At 47.8% G+C, this 24847-nt stretch carries 24 protein-coding genes; 15 read left to right on the top strand and 9 right to left on the bottom strand.

The annotated features are described in order from the left end of the window. Nucleotides 1-5 precede the first annotated feature (5 nt). The 12 genes from AAA946_RS16255 to glmU all read left to right on the top strand — a co-directional run bounded on the left by AAA946_RS16255 (nucleotide 6) and on the right by glmU (nucleotide 10345). Complete coding sequence (locus AAA946_RS16255; RefSeq protein WP_338165727.1) at nucleotides 6-779, top strand: ParA family protein; 774 nt, start codon at nucleotides 6-8, stop codon at nucleotides 777-779. A 22-nt stretch (nucleotides 780-801) separates the two neighbouring features. Beyond that, nucleotides 802-1683, top strand: coding sequence for a ParB/RepB/Spo0J family partition protein (locus AAA946_RS16250; protein WP_338165726.1), 882 nt, complete (start codon nucleotides 802-804; stop codon nucleotides 1681-1683). Between the two features lie 190 nt (nucleotides 1684-1873). Further along, the gene (locus AAA946_RS16245; protein ID WP_338165725.1) at nucleotides 1874-2263 is read left to right on the top strand and encodes a F0F1 ATP synthase subunit I; all 390 of its coding nucleotides are present in this window, start codon (nucleotides 1874-1876) and stop codon (nucleotides 2261-2263) included. A gap of 8 nt (nucleotides 2264-2271) precedes the next feature. Next, on the top strand, nucleotides 2272-3075 hold the full coding sequence (atpB, locus tag AAA946_RS16240; RefSeq protein WP_338165724.1) for a F0F1 ATP synthase subunit A: 804 nt from the start codon (nucleotides 2272-2274) through the stop codon (nucleotides 3073-3075). A 57-nt stretch (nucleotides 3076-3132) separates the two neighbouring features. After that, nucleotides 3133-3387, top strand: coding sequence for a F0F1 ATP synthase subunit C (gene atpE, locus AAA946_RS16235; RefSeq protein ID WP_006073065.1), 255 nt, complete (start codon nucleotides 3133-3135; stop codon nucleotides 3385-3387). Between the two features lie 82 nt (nucleotides 3388-3469). Beyond that, nucleotides 3470-3940, top strand: coding sequence for a F0F1 ATP synthase subunit B (gene atpF / locus AAA946_RS16230; protein WP_042502431.1), 471 nt, complete (start codon nucleotides 3470-3472; stop codon nucleotides 3938-3940). Between the two features lie 14 nt (nucleotides 3941-3954). Further along, a complete protein-coding gene (atpH, locus tag AAA946_RS16225; protein WP_338165723.1) occupies nucleotides 3955-4488 on the top strand; it encodes a F0F1 ATP synthase subunit delta in 534 nt (177 codons plus the stop codon). 13 nt (nucleotides 4489-4501) lie between these two features. Further along, nucleotides 4502-6043 (top strand): F0F1 ATP synthase subunit alpha, encoded by a 1542-nt coding sequence (gene atpA, locus AAA946_RS16220; RefSeq protein WP_006073059.1) that lies wholly within the window; start codon nucleotides 4502-4504, stop codon nucleotides 6041-6043. A gap of 41 nt (nucleotides 6044-6084) precedes the next feature. Next, a complete protein-coding gene (gene atpG, locus AAA946_RS16215; RefSeq protein ID WP_042478116.1) occupies nucleotides 6085-6951 on the top strand; it encodes a F0F1 ATP synthase subunit gamma in 867 nt (288 codons plus the stop codon). Nucleotides 6952-6986: 35 nt separating this feature from the next. Then, entirely contained in the window at nucleotides 6987-8390 is a 1404-nt protein-coding gene (atpD, locus tag AAA946_RS16210) for a F0F1 ATP synthase subunit beta (RefSeq protein WP_112460762.1), read from the top strand. An 18-nt stretch (nucleotides 8391-8408) separates the two neighbouring features. Beyond that, nucleotides 8409-8831 carry a F0F1 ATP synthase subunit epsilon gene (locus AAA946_RS16205; RefSeq protein ID WP_042478114.1) on the top strand — a complete coding sequence of 141 codons (423 nt, stop codon included), beginning with the start codon at nucleotides 8409-8411 and terminating at the stop codon, nucleotides 8829-8831. Nucleotides 8832-8983: 152 nt separating this feature from the next. Continuing rightward, entirely contained in the window at nucleotides 8984-10345 is a 1362-nt protein-coding gene (gene glmU, locus AAA946_RS16200) for a bifunctional UDP-N-acetylglucosamine diphosphorylase/glucosamine-1-phosphate N-acetyltransferase GlmU (protein WP_338165722.1), read from the top strand. Between the two features lie 93 nt (nucleotides 10346-10438). On the opposite strand, the gene AAA946_RS16195 is transcribed toward glmU, so the two are convergent. After that, nucleotides 10439-11182, bottom strand: coding sequence for an amino acid ABC transporter permease (locus tag AAA946_RS16195; protein WP_338165859.1), 744 nt, complete (start codon nucleotides 11180-11182; stop codon nucleotides 10439-10441). A 91-nt stretch (nucleotides 11183-11273) separates the two neighbouring features. Between AAA946_RS16195 and AAA946_RS16190 the strand changes: the two genes are divergently transcribed. Continuing rightward, complete coding sequence (locus tag AAA946_RS16190) at nucleotides 11274-12050, top strand: transporter substrate-binding domain-containing protein (RefSeq protein ID WP_338165721.1); 777 nt, start codon at nucleotides 11274-11276, stop codon at nucleotides 12048-12050. Between the two features lie 76 nt (nucleotides 12051-12126). On the opposite strand, the gene punC is transcribed toward AAA946_RS16190, so the two are convergent. Next, entirely contained in the window at nucleotides 12127-13332 is a 1206-nt protein-coding gene (gene punC / locus AAA946_RS16185) for a purine nucleoside transporter PunC (RefSeq protein ID WP_338165720.1), read from the bottom strand. 138 nt (nucleotides 13333-13470) lie between these two features. On the opposite strand from punC, the gene punR reads away from it, so the two are divergent. Beyond that, a complete protein-coding gene (gene punR, locus AAA946_RS16180) occupies nucleotides 13471-14370 on the top strand; it encodes a DNA-binding transcriptional activator PunR (RefSeq protein ID WP_338165719.1) in 900 nt (299 codons plus the stop codon). Nucleotides 14371-14412: 42 nt separating this feature from the next. On the opposite strand, the gene ilvA is transcribed toward punR, so the two are convergent. Genes ilvA through ilvG form a run of 5 tightly spaced genes read right to left on the bottom strand, consistent with a single transcriptional unit; the run spans nucleotide 14413 to nucleotide 20697 of the window. Further along, nucleotides 14413-15951, bottom strand: coding sequence for a threonine ammonia-lyase, biosynthetic (gene ilvA, locus AAA946_RS16175; RefSeq protein ID WP_338165718.1), 1539 nt, complete (start codon nucleotides 15949-15951; stop codon nucleotides 14413-14415). Between the two features lie 2 nt (nucleotides 15952-15953). Continuing rightward, the gene (gene ilvD, locus AAA946_RS16170) at nucleotides 15954-17795 is read right to left on the bottom strand and encodes a dihydroxy-acid dehydratase (protein WP_338165717.1); all 1842 of its coding nucleotides are present in this window, start codon (nucleotides 17793-17795) and stop codon (nucleotides 15954-15956) included. Nucleotides 17796-17806: 11 nt separating this feature from the next. Further along, nucleotides 17807-18754: a branched-chain amino acid transaminase gene (locus AAA946_RS16165; protein ID WP_338165716.1), complete on the bottom strand. Its 948-nt coding sequence runs from the start codon at nucleotides 18752-18754 to the stop codon at nucleotides 17807-17809. Between the two features lie 15 nt (nucleotides 18755-18769). Continuing rightward, on the bottom strand, nucleotides 18770-19051 hold the full coding sequence (ilvM, locus tag AAA946_RS16160) for an acetolactate synthase 2 small subunit (RefSeq protein WP_338165715.1): 282 nt from the start codon (nucleotides 19049-19051) through the stop codon (nucleotides 18770-18772). Then, a complete protein-coding gene (ilvG, locus tag AAA946_RS16155; protein WP_338165714.1) occupies nucleotides 19051-20697 on the bottom strand; it encodes an acetolactate synthase 2 catalytic subunit in 1647 nt (548 codons plus the stop codon). Before ilvG ends, ilvM begins: the two co-directional genes overlap by 1 nt. A 479-nt stretch (nucleotides 20698-21176) precedes the next feature. On the opposite strand from ilvG, the gene AAA946_RS16150 reads away from it, so the two are divergent. After that, the gene (locus tag AAA946_RS16150; RefSeq protein WP_338165713.1) at nucleotides 21177-22700 is read left to right on the top strand and encodes a YifB family Mg chelatase-like AAA ATPase; all 1524 of its coding nucleotides are present in this window, start codon (nucleotides 21177-21179) and stop codon (nucleotides 22698-22700) included. Here the strand turns inward: AAA946_RS16150 and AAA946_RS16145 are convergent, their stop codons facing one another. Together AAA946_RS16145 and AAA946_RS16140 are read right to left on the bottom strand one after the other, a co-directional pair. Further along, a complete protein-coding gene (locus AAA946_RS16145; protein WP_338165712.1) occupies nucleotides 22701-23678 on the bottom strand; it encodes a DUF2860 family protein in 978 nt (325 codons plus the stop codon). Nucleotides 23679-23820: 142 nt separating this feature from the next. Then, on the bottom strand, nucleotides 23821-24810 hold the full coding sequence (locus tag AAA946_RS16140; protein ID WP_338165711.1) for a DUF2860 family protein: 990 nt from the start codon (nucleotides 24808-24810) through the stop codon (nucleotides 23821-23823). Between the last annotated feature and the right edge of the window lie 37 nt (nucleotides 24811-24847).

The following is a 24847-nucleotide window of genomic DNA, read 5'->3' as shown; positions in this document are numbered from 1 at the left end:
TTGTTGTGGGAAAAATTGTCGCTATCGCGAACCAAAAGGGTGGAGTTGGAAAGACAACCACTTGTATTAACTTAGCTGCCTCAATGGCGGCGACGAAGCGTAAAGTGTTGGTGATTGACCTTGATCCACAAGGCAATGCGACAATGGCCAGTGGGGTCGATAAGTATCAGGTTGAAACAACTGCTTACGATTTACTGGTCGATGAGCTGCCTTTTGACCAGGTAGTTTGTACCGATACCTCTGGCCAATTTGACCTAATTGCAGCGAACGGGGACGTAACTGCTGCAGAAATCAAGCTAATGGAAGTGTTTGCGCGTGAAGTGAGACTGAAACATGCGCTAACGCCAATCCGTGATAACTATGATTTCATCTTTATCGATTGTCCTCCCTCTTTGAACCTACTTACAATTAACGCGATGGCTGCAGCAGACTCTGTGCTTGTGCCGATGCAATGTGAGTATTTTGCTCTGGAAGGTCTGACCGCTCTGATGGACACCATTAGTAAGTTGGCGGCAGTGGTGAACGAAAACCTTAAAATTGAAGGTTTGCTGCGAACCATGTATGACCCAAGAAACCGTCTTGCGAACGAAGTTTCTGAGCAATTGAAAAAACACTTCGGCGACAAAGTCTACCGAACCGTTATCCCTAGGAACGTACGCCTCGCAGAGGCACCGAGCCATGGCAAACCAGCAATGTATTACGATAAGTATTCCGCTGGGGCTAAAGCGTATTTAGCGTTGGCTGGTGAGATGCTACGACGAGAAGAAGTAACGGCTTAACGCTCTTAAGGAAAAAGATGTCATGTCTAAACGTGGTTTAGGGAAAGGACTAGACGCTCTGCTGTCGACTAGTTCACTTGCACGAGAAAAACAGCAGGTGGCAACTCAAAGTCAGACGCTATCCTCAGATGGAAAGCTTACTGAACTGTCCATTAACAGCCTCCGCCCAGGGATCTATCAGCCAAGAAAAGATATGGCGCCTGAAGCTCTGGAAGAACTGGCTGCATCCATCCAATCTCAAGGTATTATCCAACCGATTGTTGTACGAAATGTCGGACACGATCAATTTGAGATCATCGCTGGTGAACGCCGTTGGCGCGCAGCGAGACAAGCGGGATTAAAAATGGTCCCTTGCTTGGTAAAAAATGTTCAAGATCGTGCTGCGGTAGCGATGGCATTGATCGAGAATATTCAGCGTGAGGATCTCAATGCGATCGAGGAAGCTCAAGCGCTTGAGCGTTTACAAGACGAGTTTGAATTAACTCATCAGCAGGTCGCCGATGTGATTGGTAAATCACGTACAGCAGTGAGCAACCTATTAAGACTGAATCAGCTCGAAACACCAGTGAAGAAACTGGTGGAGAGCAAACAGCTTGATATGGGGCATGCTCGTGCACTACTGGCGCTTGACGGTGACGTACAGAGTGAAATCGCACAAACTGTCGCGAAAAAGCAACTCACAGTACGACAAACTGAAGATTTAGTTAAAAAGTGCTTAAAACCGAACTCTTCTGAGAAAAAACAGTCAGAAGACCGTGATGCACAAGAAATTTCTGTACGTTTAAGTGAAAAACTCGGTGCGAAAGTTTCTCTTGTACGAAACGCGAGCGGAAAAGCCAAAGTCACAATAAGTCTTGATGAACCTCACAAATTGGAGCAACTTATTGCCAAGCTTGAGAGCTAAATGAGATAATTGATGTAGGTCAATTATTCGTAAATCCAAATTATGTGCGAAAGTTATGGTTTTGTGAATGAAAGTGTGTCTTTTTGATGCACTTTGATTGCAATAACTTTGGTAGAAAGTATAATTTTCGCCAATCTCCCAGCACAGTAGTTATTAGGTGCAGTGTGGATAGAACTAAAGGTAAGAATACATGGTAGCGGCATTAGCTAAACCAGGGCGAGCGCTTGCAAAGCGTTTGTTACTGATACAAGCCAGTGCGGTTGCGTTAGTAGCTGTTGGGATGGCAGTGGCTGTAAATGCTGAGTGGGGAATTTCAGCGCTCATTGGTGGTGGCAGTTTTGTTATCGCGAATGCTGTTTTCGCGTTGTGCGCATTTCTTTTTAGTGGGGCTCGAGCAGCAAAACAAGTTGCCGCGTCTTTCTATGCGGGCGTCGCTTTGAAAATCCTTATTATAGCCTCTCTATTTTCAATAGCTTACATGTATATTCAGGTGGAAGTGATTCCCTTGAATCTCACATTTTTACTGGTCGTCTTAATTAACCTTATGGCTCCAGTAATTTTCGTTAACAACAAAAAATAGGATGAGTTATGGCTGCGCCAGGTGAAGCGCTAACATCGGCCGGATACATCACTCACCACTTGACCAACCTTTCACTAGGTAGCTTAGGTCTTGTGGACGAGTCGAGTTTCTGGAACGTACATATCGATAGCCTGTTTTTTTCTTTGCTTACTGGTATGATTTTCCTAGGAATTTTTCGTTCAGTAGCTAAGAAAGCAACAGCTGGTGTGCCGGGCAAACTGCAGTGTCTTGTTGAAATAATCGTGGAATTTGTCGATGAAAACGTCAAAGACACGTTTCATGGACGCAATGCACTTATCGCGCCCCTAGCACTAACTATCTTCTGTTGGGTATTCTTGATGAACTTGATGGACCTTGTGCCTATCGATTTCATTCCTTATCCTGCAGAGCAGTTGGGTATCCCTTACTTGAAAGTGGTACCGACGACTGATGTCAATATCACCATGGCGATGGCGCTAGGTGTTTTTGCTCTGATGATTTACTACAGCATCAAAGTGAAAGGCCCAGTGGCATTTATCAAGGAGTTGACACTACACCCATTTAACAATCCAATCATGATCCCATTCAATATGCTTATCGAAGTGGTGTCTTTGCTATCAAAGCCACTGTCTCTCGGCATGCGTCTGTTTGGTAACATGTTTGCGGGTGAAGTTGTTTTCATTCTTTGTGCGGCAATGCTGCCATGGTATTTACAATGGATGGGCTCACTACCATGGGCGATATTCCATATTCTAGTTATTTTGATTCAGGCCTTCGTATTTATGATGCTAACGATTGTTTATCTATCGATGGCTCACGAAGACAATCACTAATATTAACGCGTTTTATTTAGGCAAATTTTAGCCAACAACTATAAATTGGAGATAGTAATGGAAACTTTACTGAGCTTTTCTGCAATCGCCGTAGGTATCATCATCGGTATGGCTGCATTCGGTACTGCGATCGGTTTTGGTCTGCTAGGTGGTAAATTCCTAGAAGGTGCAGCTCGTCAACCTGAAATGGCTCCTATGCTTCAAGTTAAGATGTTCATCATCGCTGGTCTACTTGATGCGGTTCCTATGATTGGTGTTGTTATCGCACTTCTATTCACATTCGCGAACCCATTCGTTGGTCAGCTAGGTTAATCAGTTTTTGTCTTGGCAAGTTTCGGACTTGTCACCTGATTACACTTTAGCTCGTCAATGAATCTTTAGAGGGGTAGCTGTTGTGAATATGAACGCAACTCTGCTAGGTCAAGCAATCTCATTCGCAATGTTTGTGTGGTTCTGCATGAAATATGTATGGCCGCCAATCATGAATGCGATTGAAGAGCGTCAGAAAAAAATTGCTGACGGTCTGTCAGCGGCTGAACGCGCTGCAAAAGACTTGGATCTAGCACAAGCCAACGCTTCTGATCAATTGAAAGAAGCGAAGCGCACTGCAACTGAGGTTATTGAGCAAGCGAACAAGCGTAAAGCTCAGATTATCGATGAAGCTCGTGAGGAAGCTTTGACAGAACGTCAAAAAATCCTAGCGCAAGCGGAAGCGGAAATCGAAGCGGAACGTAACCGTGCTCGTGATGACCTGCGCAAACAGGTTGCAACTCTGGCTGTAGCTGGTGCTGAGAAGATTCTTGAGCGTAGTATCGATAAAGATGCGCAAAAAGATATTCTCGACAATATTACTGCGAAACTTTAAAGCGAGGGGCGCATATGTCTGAATTGACTACAATCGCACGCCCCTATGCTAAAGCAGCATTTGACTTTGCGGTGGAAAAACAAGCGCTAGACCAGTGGGTCGAAATGCTAACGTTTGCCGCTGCAATCGCTAAGAACGATGAAATTGCAGACCTGATCTCAGGCTCTGTAACAGCGACGCGAGTGGCTGAAATTTTCAACGCAATTGGTGGTGAACAGTTTGATGAATTCGGTCAGAACCTGATTAAGGTGATGGCTGAAAATGGTCGACTAGTGGCGTTGCCTGATGTGTTAGTTGAGTTTCTAGAGCTGAAAAAAGAGCTAGAAAAGCAAATTGATGTAGACGTGATTTCTGCATCTGAGCTAACAGAAGAGCAATGCACTGAGATCAGCAACAAACTTGAGAAGCGTCTTGAACGCAAAGTTAAGCTGAATTGCAGTATAGATGAGACCCTACTTGGTGGGGTTATTATTCGAGCCGGAGATCTTGTAATTGATAACTCAGCACGTGGTCGTTTGAACCGCCTGAGTGAAGCAATGCAGTCTTGATGGGGATTGGAGCATGCAACTTAATTCCACAGAAATTAGCGACCTAATCAAGCAGCGTATCGAATCTTTCGATGTTGTGAGTGAAGCTCGTAATGAAGGTACTATCGTATCGGTAAGCGATGGTATCATTCGCATTCACGGCCTAGCGGACGTGATGCAAGGTGAAATGATTGAATTACCGGGTGGCCGTTATGCACTAGCACTTAACCTTGAGCGTGACTCGGTTGGTGCGGTAGTAATGGGCCCATATGCTGACCTTAAGGAAGGCATGAAAGTAACAGGTACTGGTCGTATTCTTGAAGTACCAGTTGGTCCTGAACTGCTTGGTCGTGTTGTAAACACACTAGGTGAGCCAATTGATGGCAAAGGTCCAATTGAAGCTAAGCTTACGTCACCAGTAGAAGTGATTGCACCTGGTGTAATCGACCGTAAATCGGTTGATCAGCCAGTACAAACTGGTTATAAGTCAGTTGACTCAATGATCCCAATCGGTCGTGGTCAGCGTGAGCTTATCATCGGTGACCGTCAGATCGGTAAAACCGCGATGGCGATCGATGCAATCATCAACCAGAAAGACTCTGGTATCTTCTCTATCTACGTAGCGATTGGCCAGAAGGCATCTACAATTGCAAACGTTGTGCGTAAACTGGAAGAGCACGGTGCACTACAAAACACTATCGTTGTTGTCGCATCTGCATCTGAATCTGCTGCACTGCAATATCTTGCGCCATACTCTGGTTGTGCAATGGGTGAGTACTTCCGTGACCGCGGTGAAGACGCTCTGATTGTTTATGATGATCTATCTAAGCAAGCGGTAGCTTACCGTCAGATCTCTCTACTACTTAAACGTCCACCAGGCCGTGAGGCATTCCCAGGTGACGTATTCTACCTTCACTCACGTCTACTAGAGCGTGCAGCTCGTGTAAACGAAGAGTACGTAGAGCGTTTCACTAATGGTGAAGTGAAAGGTAAGACTGGTTCTTTGACTGCTCTTCCTATCATCGAAACTCAAGCGGGTGACGTATCTGCATTCGTACCGACGAACGTAATCTCGATTACCGATGGTCAGATCTTCCTACAAACTGAAGCCTTCAACGCGGGTGTTCGCCCAGCGGTTGACCCAGGTATCTCAGTATCTCGTGTAGGTGGTTCAGCGCAGACTAAGATCATTAAGAAGCTATCAGGCGGTATCCGTACTGCACTAGCGGCTTATCGTGAACTAGCGGCATTCGCACAGTTCTCATCTGACCTAGATGAAGCAACTAAGCGTCAGCTAAGCCACGGTCAAAAAGTTACAGAGCTAATGAAGCAGAAGCAATACGCTCCAATGTCTGTATTTGACCAAGCGCTAGTTATCTTTGCTGTTGAGCGCGGCTACCTAGATGATGTTGAAATCAACAAGATTCTAGACTTCGAAGCAGCGCTTCTATCGTATGCTCACAGTCAATATGCTGATCTTGCTAAAGAGATCAACACAACGGGTGCTTACAACGACGATATCGAAGCTCAGCTTAAGAAACTGACTGACGATTTCAAAGCAACTCAGACTTGGTAATTGGTGGGTGACCTTTTGGTCACCACTTATGGAGAGTAACGATGGCCGGCGCAAAAGAGATACGTAATAAAATCGGTAGTGTGAAAAGCACTCAGAAAATTACGAAAGCGATGGAAATGGTAGCAGCTTCAAAAATGCGTCGTTCGCAAGACGCGCGTGAAGCTTCTCGTCCATACGCTGAAACTATGCGTAAAGTGATCGGTCATTTGGCTAACGCAAACCTAGAGTACCAACATCCGTACCTAGAAGAGCGTGAAGCCAAGCGTGTTGGTTATGTCATTATTTCTACCGACCGTGGTCTCTGTGGCGGCTTGAACATTAACTTGTTCAAAAAAGCTGTCCTAGAGATGCAGGATTGGAAACAAAAAGGTGCTGAAGTTGAGCTGGCTGTGATTGGCTCAAAAGCAACGGCATTCTTTAACAACAGCGGTGCGAAAGTAGCGGCACAGGTATCTGGTCTGGGTGATGAGCCTAGTCTTGAAGACCTAATCGGTACTGTAGGCGTGATGCTGAAGAAATATGACGAAGGCGAATTGGATCGCCTGTACGTAGTGTATAACCACTTTGTGAACACTATGATTCAGGAACCAACGATCGATCAATTGCTACCTCTGCCTAAATCTGACAGTGACGAGATGCAGCGCGAACATTCATGGGGCTACATTTATGAGCCTGAGCCTAAGCCACTACTAGACGCACTATTGCTTCGTTATATCGAATCTCAAGTGTATCAAGGTGTGGTAGAGAACCTTGCTTGTGAGCAAGCGGCTCGAATGATTGCAATGAAAGCTGCAACGGACAATGCGACCAACTTGATTGATGATCTAGAGCTTGTGTACAACAAGGCGCGTCAAGCGGCTATCACACAAGAACTATCAGAAATCGTTGGCGGCGCAGCTGCGGTTTAAGCTTAGGTAAAACGAAATAGATTAGAGGATTAACGATGGCTACAGGTAAGATCGTACAGATCATCGGTGCGGTAGTCGACGTAGAGTTCCCACAGAGTGACGTACCAAGTGTATACGACGCTCTAAACGTAACGGACTCTAAAGAGCGTCTTGTTCTTGAAGTTCAACAACAGCTAGGCGGTGGCGTAGTTCGTTGTATCGTAATGGGTAGCTCTGATGGTTTACGTCGTGGCGTAACAGTAGAGAACACAGGCGCGCCAATCTCAGTACCAGTAGGTACTAAGACTCTTGGTCGTATCATGAACGTACTTGGTGATGCGATTGACGAGTGTGGTGAGATCGGTGCAGAAGAAAGCTATGCGATTCACCGTGAAGCGCCAAGCTACGAAGAGCAATCTAACGAAGTCGCTCTTCTAGAAACGGGTGTTAAAGTAATCGACTTGGTTTGTCCATTCGCTAAGGGTGGTAAAATCGGTCTATTCGGTGGTGCAGGTGTAGGTAAGACCGTTAACATGATGGAACTTATCAACAACATCGCACTACAACACTCAGGCCTATCCGTATTTGCGGGTGTAGGTGAGCGTACTCGTGAAGGTAACGACTTCTACTTTGAGATGCAGGAAGCGGGCGTTGTAAACGTTGAGAAGCCTGAAGAATCAAAAGTAGCAATGGTTTACGGTCAGATGAACGAGCCACCAGGTAACCGTCTACGTGTTGCACTGACTGGTCTAACAATGGCAGAACGTTTCCGTGACGAAGGTCGTGACGTACTACTGTTCGTTGATAACATCTACCGTTACACACTTGCAGGTACAGAGGTATCGGCACTTTTAGGTCGTATGCCATCTGCGGTAGGTTACCAGCCAACTCTTGCAGAAGAGATGGGTGTACTACAGGAACGTATCACGTCAACAAAAACGGGTTCTATCACGTCTGTACAGGCGGTATACGTACCAGCGGATGACTTGACTGACCCGTCTCCAGCAACAACGTTCGCGCACTTGGATGCAACGGTTGTACTTAACCGTAACATCGCTGCTATGGGTCTATACCCAGCGATTGACCCACTAGATTCAACATCTCGTATGCTTGATCCTCTAGTTGTTGGTCAAGAGCACTACGAGGTTGCTCGTGGTGTGCAGCAAACCCTGCAGCGTTATAAAGAGCTGAAAGACATCATCGCGATCCTAGGTATGGACGAGCTATCTGAAGAAGATAAGCAAGTTGTATCTCGTGCTCGTAAGATTGAGCGTTTCCTAACTCAGCCTTACCACGTAGCGGAAGTATTTACTGGCGACCCAGGCATCTACGTACCTCTTAAAGAGACTCTACGTGGCTTCAAAGGTCTACTAGCTGGTGACTACGATGACATTCCAGAGCAAGCGTTCATGTACTGCGGTACTATCGACGATGCTATCGAGAATGCTAAGAAGCTATAAGGCTAAATAGGAGGCGATATGGCAGCAATAACCTTTCACCTAGACGTAGTAAGCGCTGAGAAAAAGCTTTTCTCTGGTCGCGTAGAAACGTTCCAGGTGTCCGGTAGCGAAGGTGAACTTGGTATTTTCCATGGTCACACACCGCTGCTGACCGCTATTCAGCCTGGTATGGTGCGTATCGTTAAACAGCACGGCCATGAAGAGTTCATTTATGTCTCTGGTGGTATTGTAGAAGTTCAGCCTGGTACAGCGACTGTACTGGCTGATACGGCTATCCGTGGTGAAGAACTAGACGCAGCGAAGGCAGAAGAAGCCAAGCGCAAAGCTGAAGAATCTATTTCTAATCAGCATGGCGACATGGACTTCGCGCAAGCGGCCAGTGAACTGGCTAAAGCCATTGCTCAGCTTCGAGTAATCGAACTGACAAAAAAACGTCGTTAATCTAGCTCGATTAGATTGACCGCGATGAGAAAGGCGACCGTTTGGTCGCCTTTTTGCTTATTTTTTATAGAGAATTTGCGTCATAACGTTAACAGTAAGGGTATTCATGGCTAAAATGACGAGAATAGATTTCCAACTATATGGTTAGATAGATGAACTTTAGTACGGTCGTACTCGCCGCGGGAAAGGGAACCCGCATGTATTCCAATAAACCGAAAGTATTGCATACCCTAGCGGGTAAGCCGATGGTGAAACACGTCATCGATACTTGTGAAGGTTTGGGCTCTCAAAATATCCACCTAGTGTATGGTCACGGTGGCGACCTTATGAAGTCGGCTCTTGAGCAGGAGACGGTAAATTGGGTGCTACAAGCAGACCAACTAGGGACGGGACACGCGGTCGATCAAGCGTCGCCTCATCTCGCCGATGACGAGAAAGTTCTGGTGCTTTACGGTGACGTGCCACTGATTTCAGAACAAACCATAGAAAACCTATTAGATGCACAGCCAACAGGCGGCATTGCGCTACTTACTGTCGTGCTGGATAACCCAATGGGTTATGGCCGTATCGTACGTAAGAACGGTCCTGTGGTGGCTATCGTTGAGCAAAAAGACGCCACTGAAGAGCAGAAACTGATTAAAGAGATCAACACCGGTGTGATGGTCGCAACTGGTGGCGATCTGAAGCGTTGGTTATCGGGTCTTAGCAACGATAATGCACAGGGCGAATACTACCTAACAGACGTGATAGCAGCGGCGCACGATGAAGGCCGTGCAGTTGAAGCGGTTCACCCTGCGAATCCAATTGAAGTGGAAGGCGTTAACGACCGTGCTCAGCTAGCGCGTCTAGAACGGGCATTCCAATCGATGCAAGCGCAGAAACTGCTAGAGCAGGGCGTTATGCTGCGTGACCCCGCTCGCTTTGACCTACGTGGTCAACTGCAGTGCGGTATGGATGTCGAAATCGACACCAACGTCATCATCGAAGGTAGCGTAACGCTCGGTGATAACGTGGTGATTGGTGCTGGTTGTGTGTTGAAAGACTGTGAAATCGATGACAACACGATTGTGCGCCCATATAGCGTGATTGAAGGTGCGACAGTGGGTGAACAATGTACCGTAGGTCCATTCACTCGCCTGCGCCCAGGTGCGGATATGCGCAATGACTCTCACGTAGGTAACTTCGTTGAGGTTAAGAATGCACGCCTAGGTGAAGGCTCGAAAGCGAACCACCTTACTTATCTTGGCGATGCTGAGATCGGTCAACGTACCAACGTTGGCGCGGGTGTGATCACCTGTAACTACGATGGCGCGAACAAGTTTAAGACCACTATCGGAAACGATGTGTTTGTTGGCTCCGACAGCCAGCTAGTTGCTCCAGTGACAATTGCTGATGGCGCAACGATTGGTGCGGGTACTACCCTAACCAAAGACGTAGCGGAAGGTGAGTTAGTGATCACTCGCGCTAAAGAGCGCAAAATCACAGGCTGGCAGCGTCCAGTCAAGAAAAAGTAATCACGATTACACTTTAATAGCGAAAAGGGTCTCATTGAGACCCTTTTTGGTTTCTGAAGTTTTCTTAAAGCTTGTTACATACCCAGCTGGTGGTTAGTGACTTGGGATCGCAATCCGTTTTTCTAGCCAGCGCACGGCTTGAGAAACCAGCAGAATCAGCACTAAGTACTCCAATACTAGGAAGGTATAGATCTCTAGTGGTAAGTACTCGTTAACCACCAGCTCATTGGCACGCCTAGTTAAGTCGCTCAAGCCAATGACACTCACCAGTGAAGACATCTTTAAGATGTAGACAAACTGGTTCCCCAGTGGCGGCAGTATCTGCCTAAACGCCTGAGGTAAAATCACCAGGCGCATTTTCTGCCAATAGTTGAGCCCAAGTGACTCCGCCGCTTCATGTTGACCACGAGTCACGGCTTGAATACCACCACGAAAGACCTCGGCCATAAAAGCGCTCTCCGCGACAGTCAGCGCTATCACACCTGCCCAGAAATGGTTGAGTGAAATGTCTAGCAGCGTCGGCATACCGTAGTAAACCCAGAGTAGCAATACCAAAACCGGTATCGAGCGTATGACTTCGACGTAGACGCGGTTGATAGCACGTAGCCAAGGTTTTTCAGAAAGCGCAGGGAAGGCAACAAGCAGACCCAACAGCATGGCAAACACCATACTCAGCAGTGACACATAGATGGTGTCCTTAAAACCTGCTAACAAGAAGCCGAGGTTGGTTTTCCCTTGTTCGGTAGAAGGGTCAAGAACATACCAGCCCCACTCGTAATCAGAACAACCACTTAGTAGCGGCAGGCACAACACAACAGCAAGTAATCGATAGCTCACAATCGTCCCTAAAATCTCTGAAAAATCCATCTGTTACTGCTATGTTATCAAGGATGTACCACCAATGTTTAATAATTTAAGGGACTATTCAATGAAGAAGTGGATTCTGGGCGTTATTATTACTTTTCTCTCTATTGGTCAGGTGGCGGCAGAAACCAGTCGCCTACAAAAGATCTTAGACTCAGGTGTACTTAGAGTGGGGACCACGGGAGACTGGAACCCGATGACCATGAAAGATCCGGCGACCAACTCTTATCGTGGATTTGATATTGATGTCACTACTGAGCTTGCCAAAGATCTTGGGGTTAAGGTTGAGTATGTCGCAACCGATTGGAAAACGTTGGTCAATGGTATCACGGCTAACAAGTACGATATCACCGGAAGCGCCTCGCTTAACATGTCTCGCGCTAAGGTAGCCGGGTACAGTCAGCCATATTTCTACTTAGCTTTTGTGCCAGTCGTGCAAAAGAAAGATCTTGAAAAGTATGCTGATTGGGCAGATTTTAATAAACCTGATGTTAAGGTGGCGGCGACGCTCGGTACGGTGCAAGAGAAGATGGTGAAAGATTTTTTCCCAGATGCTGAGCATATTGTGATTGAAGCGCCTGCACGTGATTTCCAAGAGTTATTGGCTCGTCGCGCTGATGTGTCTGTAACTTCAAACGTTGAAGCGGCGACTTTGGTGACCAAGTTTAAGCAATTGGCGATTGTGCCAGTCGCAGAGCCTCGTAAACCAACGCCAATCTCTATGTTGCTGCCGCAAAAAGACCAAGTATGGATTAACTACGTGAACCACTGGGTAGAGCTTAAGAAGACTCAGGGTTTCTTTGACGCTACCGCAGAAAAATGGGGACTAAAAAGTCTGTAACTGCAGTCGATAATAAATACAGTCGATAAATAGAAAGGGCGATCCGCATACTGTGCGAGGTCGCCCTTTTTTGTCTCTATTCGTCGCTCACTACGCGAGAGTTATCTGGAATCGTTAGTTCCTCAGTGATCGCTGGGTTGGCAATGAGATAGCCAATCCACATTACCGCCAAGCAGCCAAGGATCACGTAGCCAACCGCGGATTGCGCCATAACTGCAAATGCCGCCACAATGGCACTGGCTAGGCTGCTAACGCCAATCTGTAGGCTATTTTGCAGACCTGCGGCGGTAGCGGAGCAATGCGCTACACTGGATAGTGCACGGTTCACCACGATAGGGTAGAGCGCACCGTTGGCGACCGCCAGCAAGCAGAATGGCAATAGAATTGGCCATACACTGCTCAGCTCCCACTGACATGCTACAAACACCATCAAAATTGCTACGGTTTCCAAGCCAAGAAGCTGCTTGAGTACGGCCTCATCACCGAGTTTTGCCACCAGCTTTTTACCCGCATAGCCACCGACCATAAACGCCACGGTTTGCGGAATAAAGCTCAGGCCAATATCTTTTGCCGAGTAACCAAGCTGGCTCATGATTTCGGGCATACCAGTTAGGTAAGCAAAAAATGCTGCCGATGCCACACCGTACATGATCACGTTGCCCATGTACTCTCTGGATCCAAACAGACTCTTTAGATCGGACTGAATTGACGATCGTTGTTCAGTCGCTTTAGGTTGATCTTCTAGTGATAGAGTGATCATGGCCAATAGTGCACCTGTGATTGCCAGTACCACGAAGATACTGTGCCAGCCCCACATTTCTGTCAGCAATACACCAAGTTGAGGTGCAAGCGCTGGAGATAACGCGACTAGCGGCATGATGGTGGCAAAAATCTGTTGGCTGGTTTTCTTATCAAATTTATCGATAACCATAGACTGCCAGATCACAGCGGGTGCACAAACACCAATCGCTTGTAGTAGACGCAGCGATAGCAATTGCCACACTTGTTCACTCCAAGCCAGACCAAATGACGCGATGGTAAAAATGGTCAGTCCAGCAAACAGCGTTTTGCGATGACCAAAGCGATCGCTGGCCAGTCCCCATACAAATTGACCCAGACCCATACCGACCAGAAATACCGTCAGCGATAGCGCGATCTGCTCTGGCCCAGTGGCAAAGTCCTGCTCAATAAGTTTAAACGCAGGCAAATACATATCCGTGGCTATAAAGCCCAACATCGACAGTGCGGATAGATAGATAAGTTGAAGTTTAGAGATTTTCATTGTTATTCCTTGAAATATTTTCACAGGAATGGTTTGGCGCCAGCCCATACTGCTGATGGTGTGTATTCTATTTTTGGAAAAAGAAAAAATAAAACGCTATATTTTGTGGTTATCTATCAAATATTTTGAAAGCTAGTTATGTACTCACGTTCTTCATTAGAAATGCTCGATGCGGTTGCGCATCTGGGTAGCTTTAGTGCGGCAGCACAAGTGCTGCATAAAGTCCCTTCTGCGATTAGCTACAGCGTTCGTCAGATAGAGCAAGAGCTTGGCGTGCAGCTGTTCACCCGTTTGCCTCGTAAAGTCGAACTGACGCCCGCTGGGGAAGTGTTTATATCGGAAGCCAGACAGATGCTGCGCCGTATGGATGAGCTAACTCATCAAACCCGTCGTGCAGCTCAAGGTTGGCAAAGCAGTTTAAAGCTGACCCTAGATAATATCGTTAAGGTCGATAAGCTTTCACAGCTCATTGAGGATTTCTATCGCGAGTTTGAGTTTGCTGAGCTGCAAATCAATATGGAAGTTTACAATGGTGCGTGGGAGGCGATAGCTCAAGAGCGTGCCGATATCGTGATTGGTGCCACATCCGCCGTGCCAGTGAGTGGTGAGTATGGCGTGAAGAAAATCGGCAATCTAGATTGGGCGCTGGTGATGTCGCCGACTCACCCCTGTGCGATGGTGGATGTGCTGGATGAAGCGTTGGCAAGTCAATATCCCGCCATCTGTATCGATGATACCTCTCGCGAGCTGCCAAAACGCCATACCGAGCATTATCCACAGCAGCGCCGTGTGCTGCTCCCTAATTGGTTCACTGCGATTGAGTGCCTGAAAAGCAATGTCGGAATTGGCTACATGCCAAACCACATTGCCAAACCTTTAATTCAGCAAGGCTTATTGGTTGAACGTGCATTGCCCGATGCCAAGTTGTCGAGTGAGTGCTGCATGGTGTGGAGAAAACACGATAACCACAAGCTATTAGAATGGCTGCTCGACTATCTGGGGGACGAAGATAAGCTTTATCGTGATTGGCTGGCATAAAAAACGGGAAGCAATGGCTTCCCGTGGTATATCGTTGACTGGCTAGGACAAAAAGAACTTGTAGGACGGGTTATCCGTTTCATCTTTGCACTGATAGCCAAGCTCTCGAAGATGAGTAGAGAACTCACTGAGATCGCTGTCTTCAAGCTCAAACCCACACAACACGCGACCGTAATCGGCACCGTGATTGCGATAGTTGAATAGACTGATGTTCCAATGCGTACCAAGCGTGCTTAAAAACTTAAGTAGTGCGCCAGGGTACTCTGGGAACTCAAAGCTGTATAAGCGCTCTTTGAGCTGTTTAGAAGGCTTACCGCCAATCATGTAGCGAATGTGCAGTTTTGCCATCTCGTCATCAGAGAGGTCCGCAACGGGGTAGCCACCGGTTCGCAAATCGCTAATAATGCCCTCCAACTCATCTTGGCCACCGACAAGTCTGACACCCACAAAGATATTTGCCAGTTCGTCGTCGTTGTAGCGGTAGTTAAACTCAGTAACAGCACGGCCACCAATGATATTGCAGAACTCAAAGAAAGCACCCTGGCGCTCTGGGATAGTGACCGCAAGTAAGCCCTCACGTTTCTCACCCAGTTCACAACGCTCAGAGACATAGCGCAGACCGTGGAAGTTGGTGTTCGCGCCAGAAAGCACGGTACCAAGCTGCTTGTCCTTCAGTTGATGCTTTTCGGCAAATTTCTTCAGACCTGCCAGCGCCAGTGCGCCAGAAGGTTCAGCAATGGCACGAGTATCTTCAAAGATATCTTTTACCGCAGAGCAGATCTCGTCGCTAGACACAGTAATGTGGCCATCAATGTACTTCTGACACAGCCTAAAGGTCTCGTTACCAATGATCTTCACCGCCACGCCGTCAGCAAACATGCTCACTTGATCAAGTACAACGGGTTCACCGGCATCAAGTGCGGCTTTAAGACAAGCTGAATCTTCAGGCTCAACCGCAATTACTTTGATTTCAGGCATAAGCTGCTTAACCAGCACGGCAACACCCGCCGCCAGACCACCGCCGCCCACAGGGACAAAGATGTAGTCAAGGTGACCATTTTGCTGCAGCATTTCCATGCCAATCGTGCCTTGTCCTGCAATCACCAGAGGGTGATCGAAAGGAGGAACAAAGGTATAGCCATGCTCTTTTGAGAGGCGTTCGGCTTCTGCCTTAGCTTCATCAAAATTGCTGCCATGAAGTACCACGTTGCCACCAAAGCCGCGCACCGCCTCGACTTTGATGTCTGGTGTGGTTTTTGGCATTACGATAGTGGTGTTGATACCGAGCTTGGTGCCTGACAGCGCCATGCCTTGAGCGTGGTTACCCGCCGAAGCAGCAATCACACCCGCACGCTTTTGCTCATCGCTGAGGTTGGCCACCATGTTGTAGGCGCCGCGCAACTTGAACGAGTGTACAGGCTGTCTGTCTTCACGCTTGATTTGGACTTGGTTACCGATGCGAGCCCCGAGTCTTGGCATATCTTGAAGCGGCGATACGGTCGCCACTTCGTAAACAGGTGCTCTGAGAACCTGACGCAGATAATCTGCGCCAGATACGGGATGATTATCTACGTCACTCATGATTAGCCCTCGAGTTTGGACTTATCACGTACCGCACCTTTGTCGGCGCTGGTGGCAAGATTGGCGTAGGCTTTCAATGCTAGAGAAACGGTACGTTCACGATCAGCCGGCTTCCAGCCAAGCTTGTCTTGCTCTGCGCGGCGAGCTGCTAGCTCGTCTTCAGAAACCACAAGCGTGATCTCACGGTTTGGAATATCGATGTTGATCAGATCGCCATCTTTTACCAAGCCAATTGTACCGCCATTAGCCGCTTCCGGAGATGCGTGACCGATAGAAAGACCCGATGTACCACCAGAGAAACGGCCGTCAGTCAGTAGCGCACACTCTTTACCTAGCCCCATAGATTTCAGGTAAGTCGTTGGGTACAGCATCTCTTGCATGCCCGGACCGCCTTTTGGACCTTCGTAGCGGATAATCACGACATCACCGGCCTTCACTTTACCGCCTAGGATGCCATCTACTGCATCTTCTTGGCTTTCGAATACCACCGCAGGGCCTTGGAACTTATGGATGCTTTCATCCACACCTGCTGTTTTAACAATACAGCCGTCAAGGGCGATATTGCCTTTCAGTACGGCTAGACCACCTTCCTGACTGAATGCGTTGTCTTTAGTTCGAATACACCCTTGCTCACGATCGTCGTCAAGGCGATCCCAGCGACAATCTTGCGAAAAGGCTTGAGTGGTGCGAATGCCAGCAGGTCCAGCGCGGAAGAATTTGAGAACATCAGCGTCTTCAGTTTGCATGATATCGTATTGCGCAAGCTGCTCTTCCATTGACAGTCCTAGCACAGTGCGTGCTTGATTGTGTAGCAGTCCTGCACGATCGAGTTCACCTAGGATTGCCATAACACCACCCGCTCGGTGCACATCTTCCATGTGGTATTTCTGTGTCGAAGGCGCCACTTTACATAAGTGTGGAACTTTACGAGATAGGCGATCAATGTCTTCCATATCAAAATCGACGTCACCTTCTTGAGCGGCCGCCAATAGGTGGAGGATAGTATTGGTTGAGCCACCCATTGCGATATCCAGCGCCATCGCATTTTCAAATGCATCGAACGTAGCGATATTGCGTGGTAGTGCTGATTGGTCGTCTTGTTCATAGTAGCGACGAGTCAAATCAACAATGCGTTTACCAGCATTAAGGAACAGTTGTTCGCGGTCTGCGTGTGTTGCGAGCATTGAGCCGTTACCTGGTTGAGATAAACCCAGAGCTTCGGTTAGGCAGTTCATTGAGTTAGCCGTAAACATACCAGAGCAAGAGCCACATGTCGGGCAAGCTGAGCGCTCAATCTGTTCACTTTGTTCGTCGGAAACTTTTGGATCGGCGCCTTGGATCATGGCATCGACTAAGTCCAGTTTGATGATCTGATCAGACAGCTTCGTTTTACCTGCTTCCATCGGACCACCAGAGACAAATATCACTGGAATATTCAAACGCATGGATGCCATTAGCATCCCTGGAGTGATTTTGTCACAGTTTGAGATACATACCATAGCATCTGCGCAGTGTGCATTGACCATGTATTCAACGGAATCGGCAATCAATTCACGCGATGGCAGTGAGTAAAGCATGCCACCGTGGCCCATTGCAATACCATCATCCACCGCGATGGTGTTGAATTCTTTTGCGATACCACCCGACTTTTCAATCTCACGAGCGACCAATTGCCCCATATCTTTTAAGTGAACATGGCCTGGTACGAATTGTGTGAATGAGTTTACAACGGCGATGATTGGCTTACCAAAATCTTCGTCTTTTACACCGGTTGCGCGCCATAGGGCACGAGCGCCAGCCATATTGCGTCCGTGTGTCGTGGTCGCTGATCTGTATTTAGGCATGGTATGTGTCCTTATTTAGCTTGGTTGTTTTCTGGGTAAACGTAGTCCAACCAGCCCCACTTATCTTCTGTGGTGCCGTTAAATAGACCGAAGTACGCGTCTTGCATCACTTTAGTGATTGGACCGCGTTTGCCTTCGCCCACTTCAATCTTATCGATAGTACGCACTGGAACGATTTCAGCGGCCGTACCTGTCATGAACACTTCATCAGCAAGGTAGAGTGCTTCACGAGCAATGTTGGCTTCACGCACTTCATAGCCCATGTCTTTCGCTAGCGTCATGATGGAATCACGCGTAATACCAGGAAGAATCGCGCTGGTTGCTGGTGGTGTGCTGATCACACCATCTTTAATGACGAAAATGTTCTCACCTGCACCTTCAGATAGGTAACCATCAACGCTCAGCGCGATGCCCTCATCATAGCCGTGACGACGAGCTTCACCGCCAACCAATAGTGAAGATAGGTAGTTACCACCGGCTTTAGCGGCAGTAGGAATGGTGTTTGGTGCGGCGCGGTTCCAGCTTGAAATCATCGCATCGACGCCATTCGCCAGAGCTTCTTCACCTAGGTAAGAACCCCATGGGAATGCAGCAATGATCAGCTCCATTTCTGTACCTTCAGGTGGGCAAACACCCAGACCGACATTACCAACGAAGCCCAGTGGGCGAATATACGCTGACTCAAGCTTGTTTTGACGCAGTGTTTCGCGCGTCGCTTCCATGATTTCTTCTTCAGTGAAAGGAATTGGGAAGCGATAAATTTTTGCCGAATCTTTTAGACGCTTAGCGTGCTCAGGATGGCGGAATACCACTGGCCCTTTTGGCGTGTTGTAACAGCGAACCCCTTCAAAAACAGATGTGCCATAGTGCATTGCGTGAGTCAGGACGTGAACGTTCGCCTCTGCCCATGGAACCATCTCACCGTTAAACCAAATAAAATCTGCTGTCTTAGTAGCCATTTAGCAATTCCTTCCTTATGCGTTCTGTTCTTGTAGGTTGTGATTGGTCAGTTCGTTGTGTTTTAGTTCGGTGACCTCAACGGTTCTGATGTCCCAAAGCTTCTCAATTTGGTTGATCAAGGTAGTGATTGGTCGATCGCTGTCTACAATGATCTCAACGCTGGCAACCTTACTCTCGTGGTTTTGGGTCGCAGCCACTTGTTTGATAATAAAGCCACGGTGGCGAATAACGCGCAATACGCGCTCAAGCAAGACAGGTTTGTCATCGGCTTTGATGTCTAGTAGATATCTGTCCATTAGGTATTCTCCAACATGTCACTATTTGAGGCACCTGGTGGAACCAAAGGCCATACGTTTTCTTCTTCGTCGATCAGCACGTGCAGCATGTAAGAAGTTTTCGACTCCAGCATCTCTTTTAGCGCTGGCTCCACTTCTTCTTTGCGAGTGATGGTCTTGCCCGGGATGTCAAAGGCCTTAGCAAGCATGACGAAGTCTGGGTTGTCATCCAAAATCGTCTCACTGTGTCTGCCGTCGAAAAACAGTGACTGCCACTGTCTTACCATACCAAGACGTTGGTTATTTAACAGTACAATTTTTACTGGAATCTGGCGGCGTTTCAGCGTACCCAGTTCTTGAACGTTCATCATGAATGAACCGTCACCCGTGATAAGCACGGATTGGTCATCAGGACGTCCTACTGCTGCGCCCATCGCTGCAGGTAGACCAAAGCCCATGGTGCCGAGACCTGCGGAAGTAATGAAGTTCTCAGGCAGTCTTGGTTGAATGTGCTGAGCAGCCCACATTTGATGTTGGCCCACATCGGTCGACACAATGGAGTTTTCCGGCATCATGTCTGAAAGCTGCTTGAGCAGCAGCGGAGCAAAAATCAGATCGCCAGGGTGGTCGTAGCGCCACTTGAAGCCAGCGCGCAAGCTTTCGCTATGATGTGCCCAAGCGTTAATGTCTTTTGATAGTTCGAGCTGAGGCAGGATCACGTTGATGTCACCACGCAGCGCAGCGTGCGCTTCACGAAGCTTGTTAAATTCTGCCGCATCAATATCGATGTGAATCACTTTGGCATGAGGTGCGAACGTATCCAGCTTACCGGTCACTCGGTCATCAAAACGTGCTCCGACTACAATGAGTAGGTCGCACTCTTGTACCACTAAGTTAGCCGCTTTAGTGCCATGCATACCTAGCATGCCAAGGTAGTGCGGGTCATGCCTATCAATAGTACCAAGGCCTTTCAGTGTGCTGACACTTGGCATTGGGTTGATACGCAAGAACTCGCGAACAGATTCGGTTGCATCCGCAAGCTGAACACCACCACCGACGTAAAGTACTGGGCGAGAGCTTTCATCAAGCAATTGCTGTGCGCGTTTGACTTGCTGTGCATCGGCGACAGGAATTGCGGGTGGGGTAAATGGAGGAAGCACGTCCACCGGAGCATTAGCAAGTTGGACATCTTTAGCGATATCAACGATGACAGGACCGGGTCTGCCAGCTTTAGCAACTTCAAATGCTTCGGCTAGAGTGGGAGCGAGTTCATTGATGTCAGTGACGAGGTAGCTGTGTTTGGTACATGAGAGCGACATGCCGATCACATCCATTTCTTGGAAGGCATCAGTACCGATATGTGAACTAGCGACTTGGCCAGTGATAGCAACGAGAGGGATAGAATCGAGGAAAGCGTCGGCAAGGCCGGTAACAAGGTTGGTGGCTCCAGGGCCTGAGGTTGCCATGCAAACAGCAACATCTTTGGTGGCTCTTGCCATTCCGATGGCTGCCATTGCAGCACCTTGTTCGTGTCGGCAAAGGATGTGTTCCACACCACCGTCATACAAGGCATCGTAGATGGGCATGATGGCTCCACCTGGGTAACCAAATACGGTCTCGATACCTTGCTGCTTCAATGCGGCTACAACTAATTCAGCACCTGTCATTATAGCCTCCTTGAGTACCACGTTTGTCGTGGCAATTTGTCGTTCGCTTGCACATGTTGTGCTCCATTTCTTCCTGTCATCTCAGCCTATGGCCTTCAATGAGTGATCACTATCAAATTACTATTTTGAGTTTGTAAAAAAACCCCCGGACTTTTCAGTGCGGGGGTTTTTAAAATCTTGTGGTTATTTAACGCCCACATGCCCCCGTGCGGTACCAATCAGGACCACAATAATCAGGCTAATCAGAGTGTGAGAGTGTGCGTTAAAAGTCATTATCTTGTTTATAAATCGTTGTGTTGTGTCTAACGAAAATGTTTGCGCCACTAGTGGTATCACAAATTTCTGTTAGCTGACAAGCAAAAAATCATACTTTCTTCACATTTACTCAGCATTAAATATCGCTATATAACATAGGGTATATACAAAAATCTGACTTTTAACCATTTTTCAAAGGTAAGTTAGAGCTAAAAAGGGGATTTATGGGATTATCGATTATTTATAGTCGTGCCAGTGTGGGCGTCGAAGCACCATTGGTGACGGTAGAAGTGCATATCAGTAATGGCATGCCAGGCTTTACACTGGTAGGACTTCCTGAGACTACCGTAAAGGAATCTAAAGATAGAGTTCGCAGTGCGATCATCAATTCGCGGTTCGAATTCCCGGCTAAAAGAATCACCGTTAATCTAGCCCCTGCCGACCTACCCAAAGAGGGAGGGCGATTTGATTTGCCGATTGCGCTGGGAATATTGGCCGCTTCTGATCAATTGCCGCACGATAAGCTTTTGGCGCATGAGTTTGTTGGTGAATTGGCGCTATCGGGCGAGCTGAGGTCGGTGAAAGGGGTATTACCTGCGGCGCTCTCCGCTAATAAAGCGCAGCGATGCTTGTTGGTCCCGGAAGATAACGGTGATCAAGCGGCGCTCGTCGGTAAAGAAAATCATAAGTCAGCCTCATCACTGTTGGATGTGTGTGGTTATTTAATGGGGCAGCAAGCTCTCTCGTTGGTGACCAGTGAGCCTCGTATCCAAGCGCCGACGAAAACACGCGATTTGCAAGATATAATCGGCCAGCAGCAAGGTAAGCGCGCGTTGGAAATTGCTGCGGCAGGAAATCATAACTTACTCTTTCTCGGCCCTCCTGGTACCGGTAAAACCATGCTGGCTTCTCGTTTATGCGACTTACTGCCAGAGATGAGTGAAGATGAGGCTATGGAGACCGCTTCCGTTGCGTCACTGACCCAACAAGAAATCAATGAAAACAACTGGAGGACTAGGCCATTTCGCGCTCCCCACCACTCAAGCTCGATGGCTGCGTTAGTTGGCGGTGGATCCATTCCTAAGCCGGGGGAGATCTCGTTGGCGCACAACGGTCTGCTGTTCCTTGATGAAATGCCAGAATTTGAGCGCAAAGTCCTAGACTCACTTCGTGAACCATTGGAATCGGGTGAAATTATCATTTCTCGAGCTCAAGGAAAGACGCGCTTCCCGGCTCGATTCCAACTGGTTGGTGCCTTGAACCCCAGTCCTACTGGTTACTACGAAGGCAATCAATCCAGAACCAATCCACAGCTCATTTTACGTTATTTAAGTCGACTCTCCGGACCCTTACTGGATAGATTTGATATGTCGATAGAGATCCCCTCGCTTCCCAAAGGCACTTTAGCTGAGGGCGGAGATAGGGGAGAAACAACACAAGTTGTTAAACAACGTGTTTTGGAGGCAAGAGAGGCGATGTTGTCGAGAAGTGGCAAAGTGAATGCTCTGTTGCAAAGTCGCGAGATAGAGCATTATTGCCGCCTAGAAAAAGCCGATGCCGAATTTTTGGAAAATGCCCTGCATCGGTTAGGTTTGTCGATTCGCGCGTATCATCGCATTATTAAGGTCGCGCGAACGATTGCCGATCTTGCCAATGAGCCCGCTATTCAGCGAGCTCATATTGCAGAGGCTCTCGGCTATCGCGCTATGGATAGGTTGCTAAAACAGCTCAGCGCTCAGGCTGTGTAGCTAGAATGCGAAGTTCATACCGATAGAAGTGATCCAGTCTGCAGAGTCATAGAATGCGATTGAAGAGTCGGTCGCATTGTAGCCAGAAAGCGAAATCAGCGACAGTGAGTCGATATTCCACAGTGATAAGTACTCGTAAGCGAGGAACGCACTGTATTTGTCGTCGATGCGACCGGATTGCTCAAAGATAGCGTTATGACCTGAGAATTCGTGATTCATGTAGCTCATTGTGGCTGCGATACTGTGGCTGTCATAGTTAAACAGCGCGGTCAGCTCCCCGCCTGCGCCTTGGTTGTTCATCGCTTCACCTTTTGCATCGTCAAGGAGGTAAATAAGCGAAGGGAATAACGCCCAGTGTTGGCTGACCTCGACGCTGTAAGAGCCCTTGAGGTAATACAGGTCGCTGTTTCGGTCGTACTGGTTGGACAGTTGGCTACTTAAGTTGGCAGCGGAGCTTTCTGCGTTCACTTCACGGCTGCCGTAAGCCATATCTAGAGTGAGCAAAGTGCCGGCAATATTCTCGATCTGCAGGCGATAAGCTTGGCCTTTGGCCTCGGTTTCTTCGAGCTGCTCGGCGCCGACATAAGGGTTTTTCCAAATCGGTTCACCAATCACAGTCGGAAGGTAGGAAACACTCCAAATAGAGCCATCTTGCAGCTGCTGACGATACCCGCCTTCGAGAACAAACATACCCACAGCAATGTCGTTTCGCGAGGTACCAATAAACCACTCTTTATCCAGGTTAGCCCCATAGGTATATTTGACCATGCCAAGCGGCATCCAGAATTCATCATAGGCTTCTTCGGCACTGCTGATTTTGGGATCGGAACTGGCGACGAAGTTAGACTTGTCGCCGATCCTCGCGTTACTGAGGGAGAGTTCACCACTAAAGCCGGATTCTGGCGCTAGTGCTGCGATTGCTGATTGGCTAATAACAGTAAGTAGGGCAGCGGTAACGAGGGGCTTAAATTTGGTCATACAATATCCGTCAGTAGGCTCATTGAGGTACTCAATCCAAGTACCTATATTTGGTGCGGATACTTTAATGACAAAAAATGGCTTAACAACATGTTTTGTTAAGCCATATATTGATAGTTTTAATGCTTCGCTTCGGGTTCTATTAGAACTCCCAATTTAGACCCACAGAAGTGATCCAATCTTTCTCATCATAGAAGGCAATATTGGAGCTGCTGTTGTTCACACCACCAAATGCGACCAAAGAGAGGTTATCTGCGTAGAAGATGCCCGGATATTCATAGGCCAAAAACGCTTTCCATTCATCATCTTCGCGAGTGACATTGTCGAACACTGGGTTTGCACTATCATATTGTCGGTTGAGATACGTCACGGTGAAAGCAAATTGGTGATTGCCAGCAGAGATAAAGGAAGAAACTTCAGCACCATAGGTGTTGCTCTTCATCGCGCTACCGTTTGCATCTTGCTGGGTGTAGATAAGCGCAGGGAATAACATGACTCCTTTGCGGACAGGCAGCATCATTTTGAATTTGCCGTAGAGGATATCGGCATTTCTGTCGAGCGCTGCCATTTCATTCGCCGTTAAATTCGCGCCAGAGCCAGATAACTCCGAGTCTAATTCACGCTTGCCATAAGCAAGGTCGAGGCTGAAAAGCGAGCCGGCGATGTTATTGATTTGCATACGATAGGCGGTGCCTTTCTCGTCTGTTGTGCTCCGAGCTTGATTTTCAAGGTAAGGGTCGCGCCATACTTCACCTTCAAGAATGGTTGGCAAAATCGCTAGGCTCCACTTGGTCCCATCTTGAAATTGATAGCGGTAGCCGGTTTCAAGTGCCAGTGTACCTACGGCAACGTCGGCTCGAGAAGTACCTAAGAAAACTTGATGGTTGGAACGTGAGCCCCAGGTGTATTGAATGTTACCCAGTGGCAGAACTAATGCGCTACTGTCTTCTTGTGCCTCACCGGTATAGGTGCGAAATTCATCATCGGTATTGCTAAGGTTTGACGTTTTGCTAGCGTAAGCGGCGTTTAGTGCGATTTCGCCACTAAAGCCATTACTTTCTCCCAATTTAGCTGCAGCACCATAAGAGACAACACTCAGTGACACTGCTAAGACACTCCATGCCCTTTTCATAACGGTTCCTTATCACATTCTGATTATTGAGGTAACG

Origin of the sequence: Vibrio sp. 10N, from assembly GCF_036245475.1 — a bacterium.
GTDB lineage: Bacteria > Pseudomonadota > Gammaproteobacteria > Enterobacterales > Vibrionaceae > Vibrio.
Note: the sequence above shows the minus strand (reverse complement) of the source record. Positions and strands in the feature narration are given on the sequence as shown.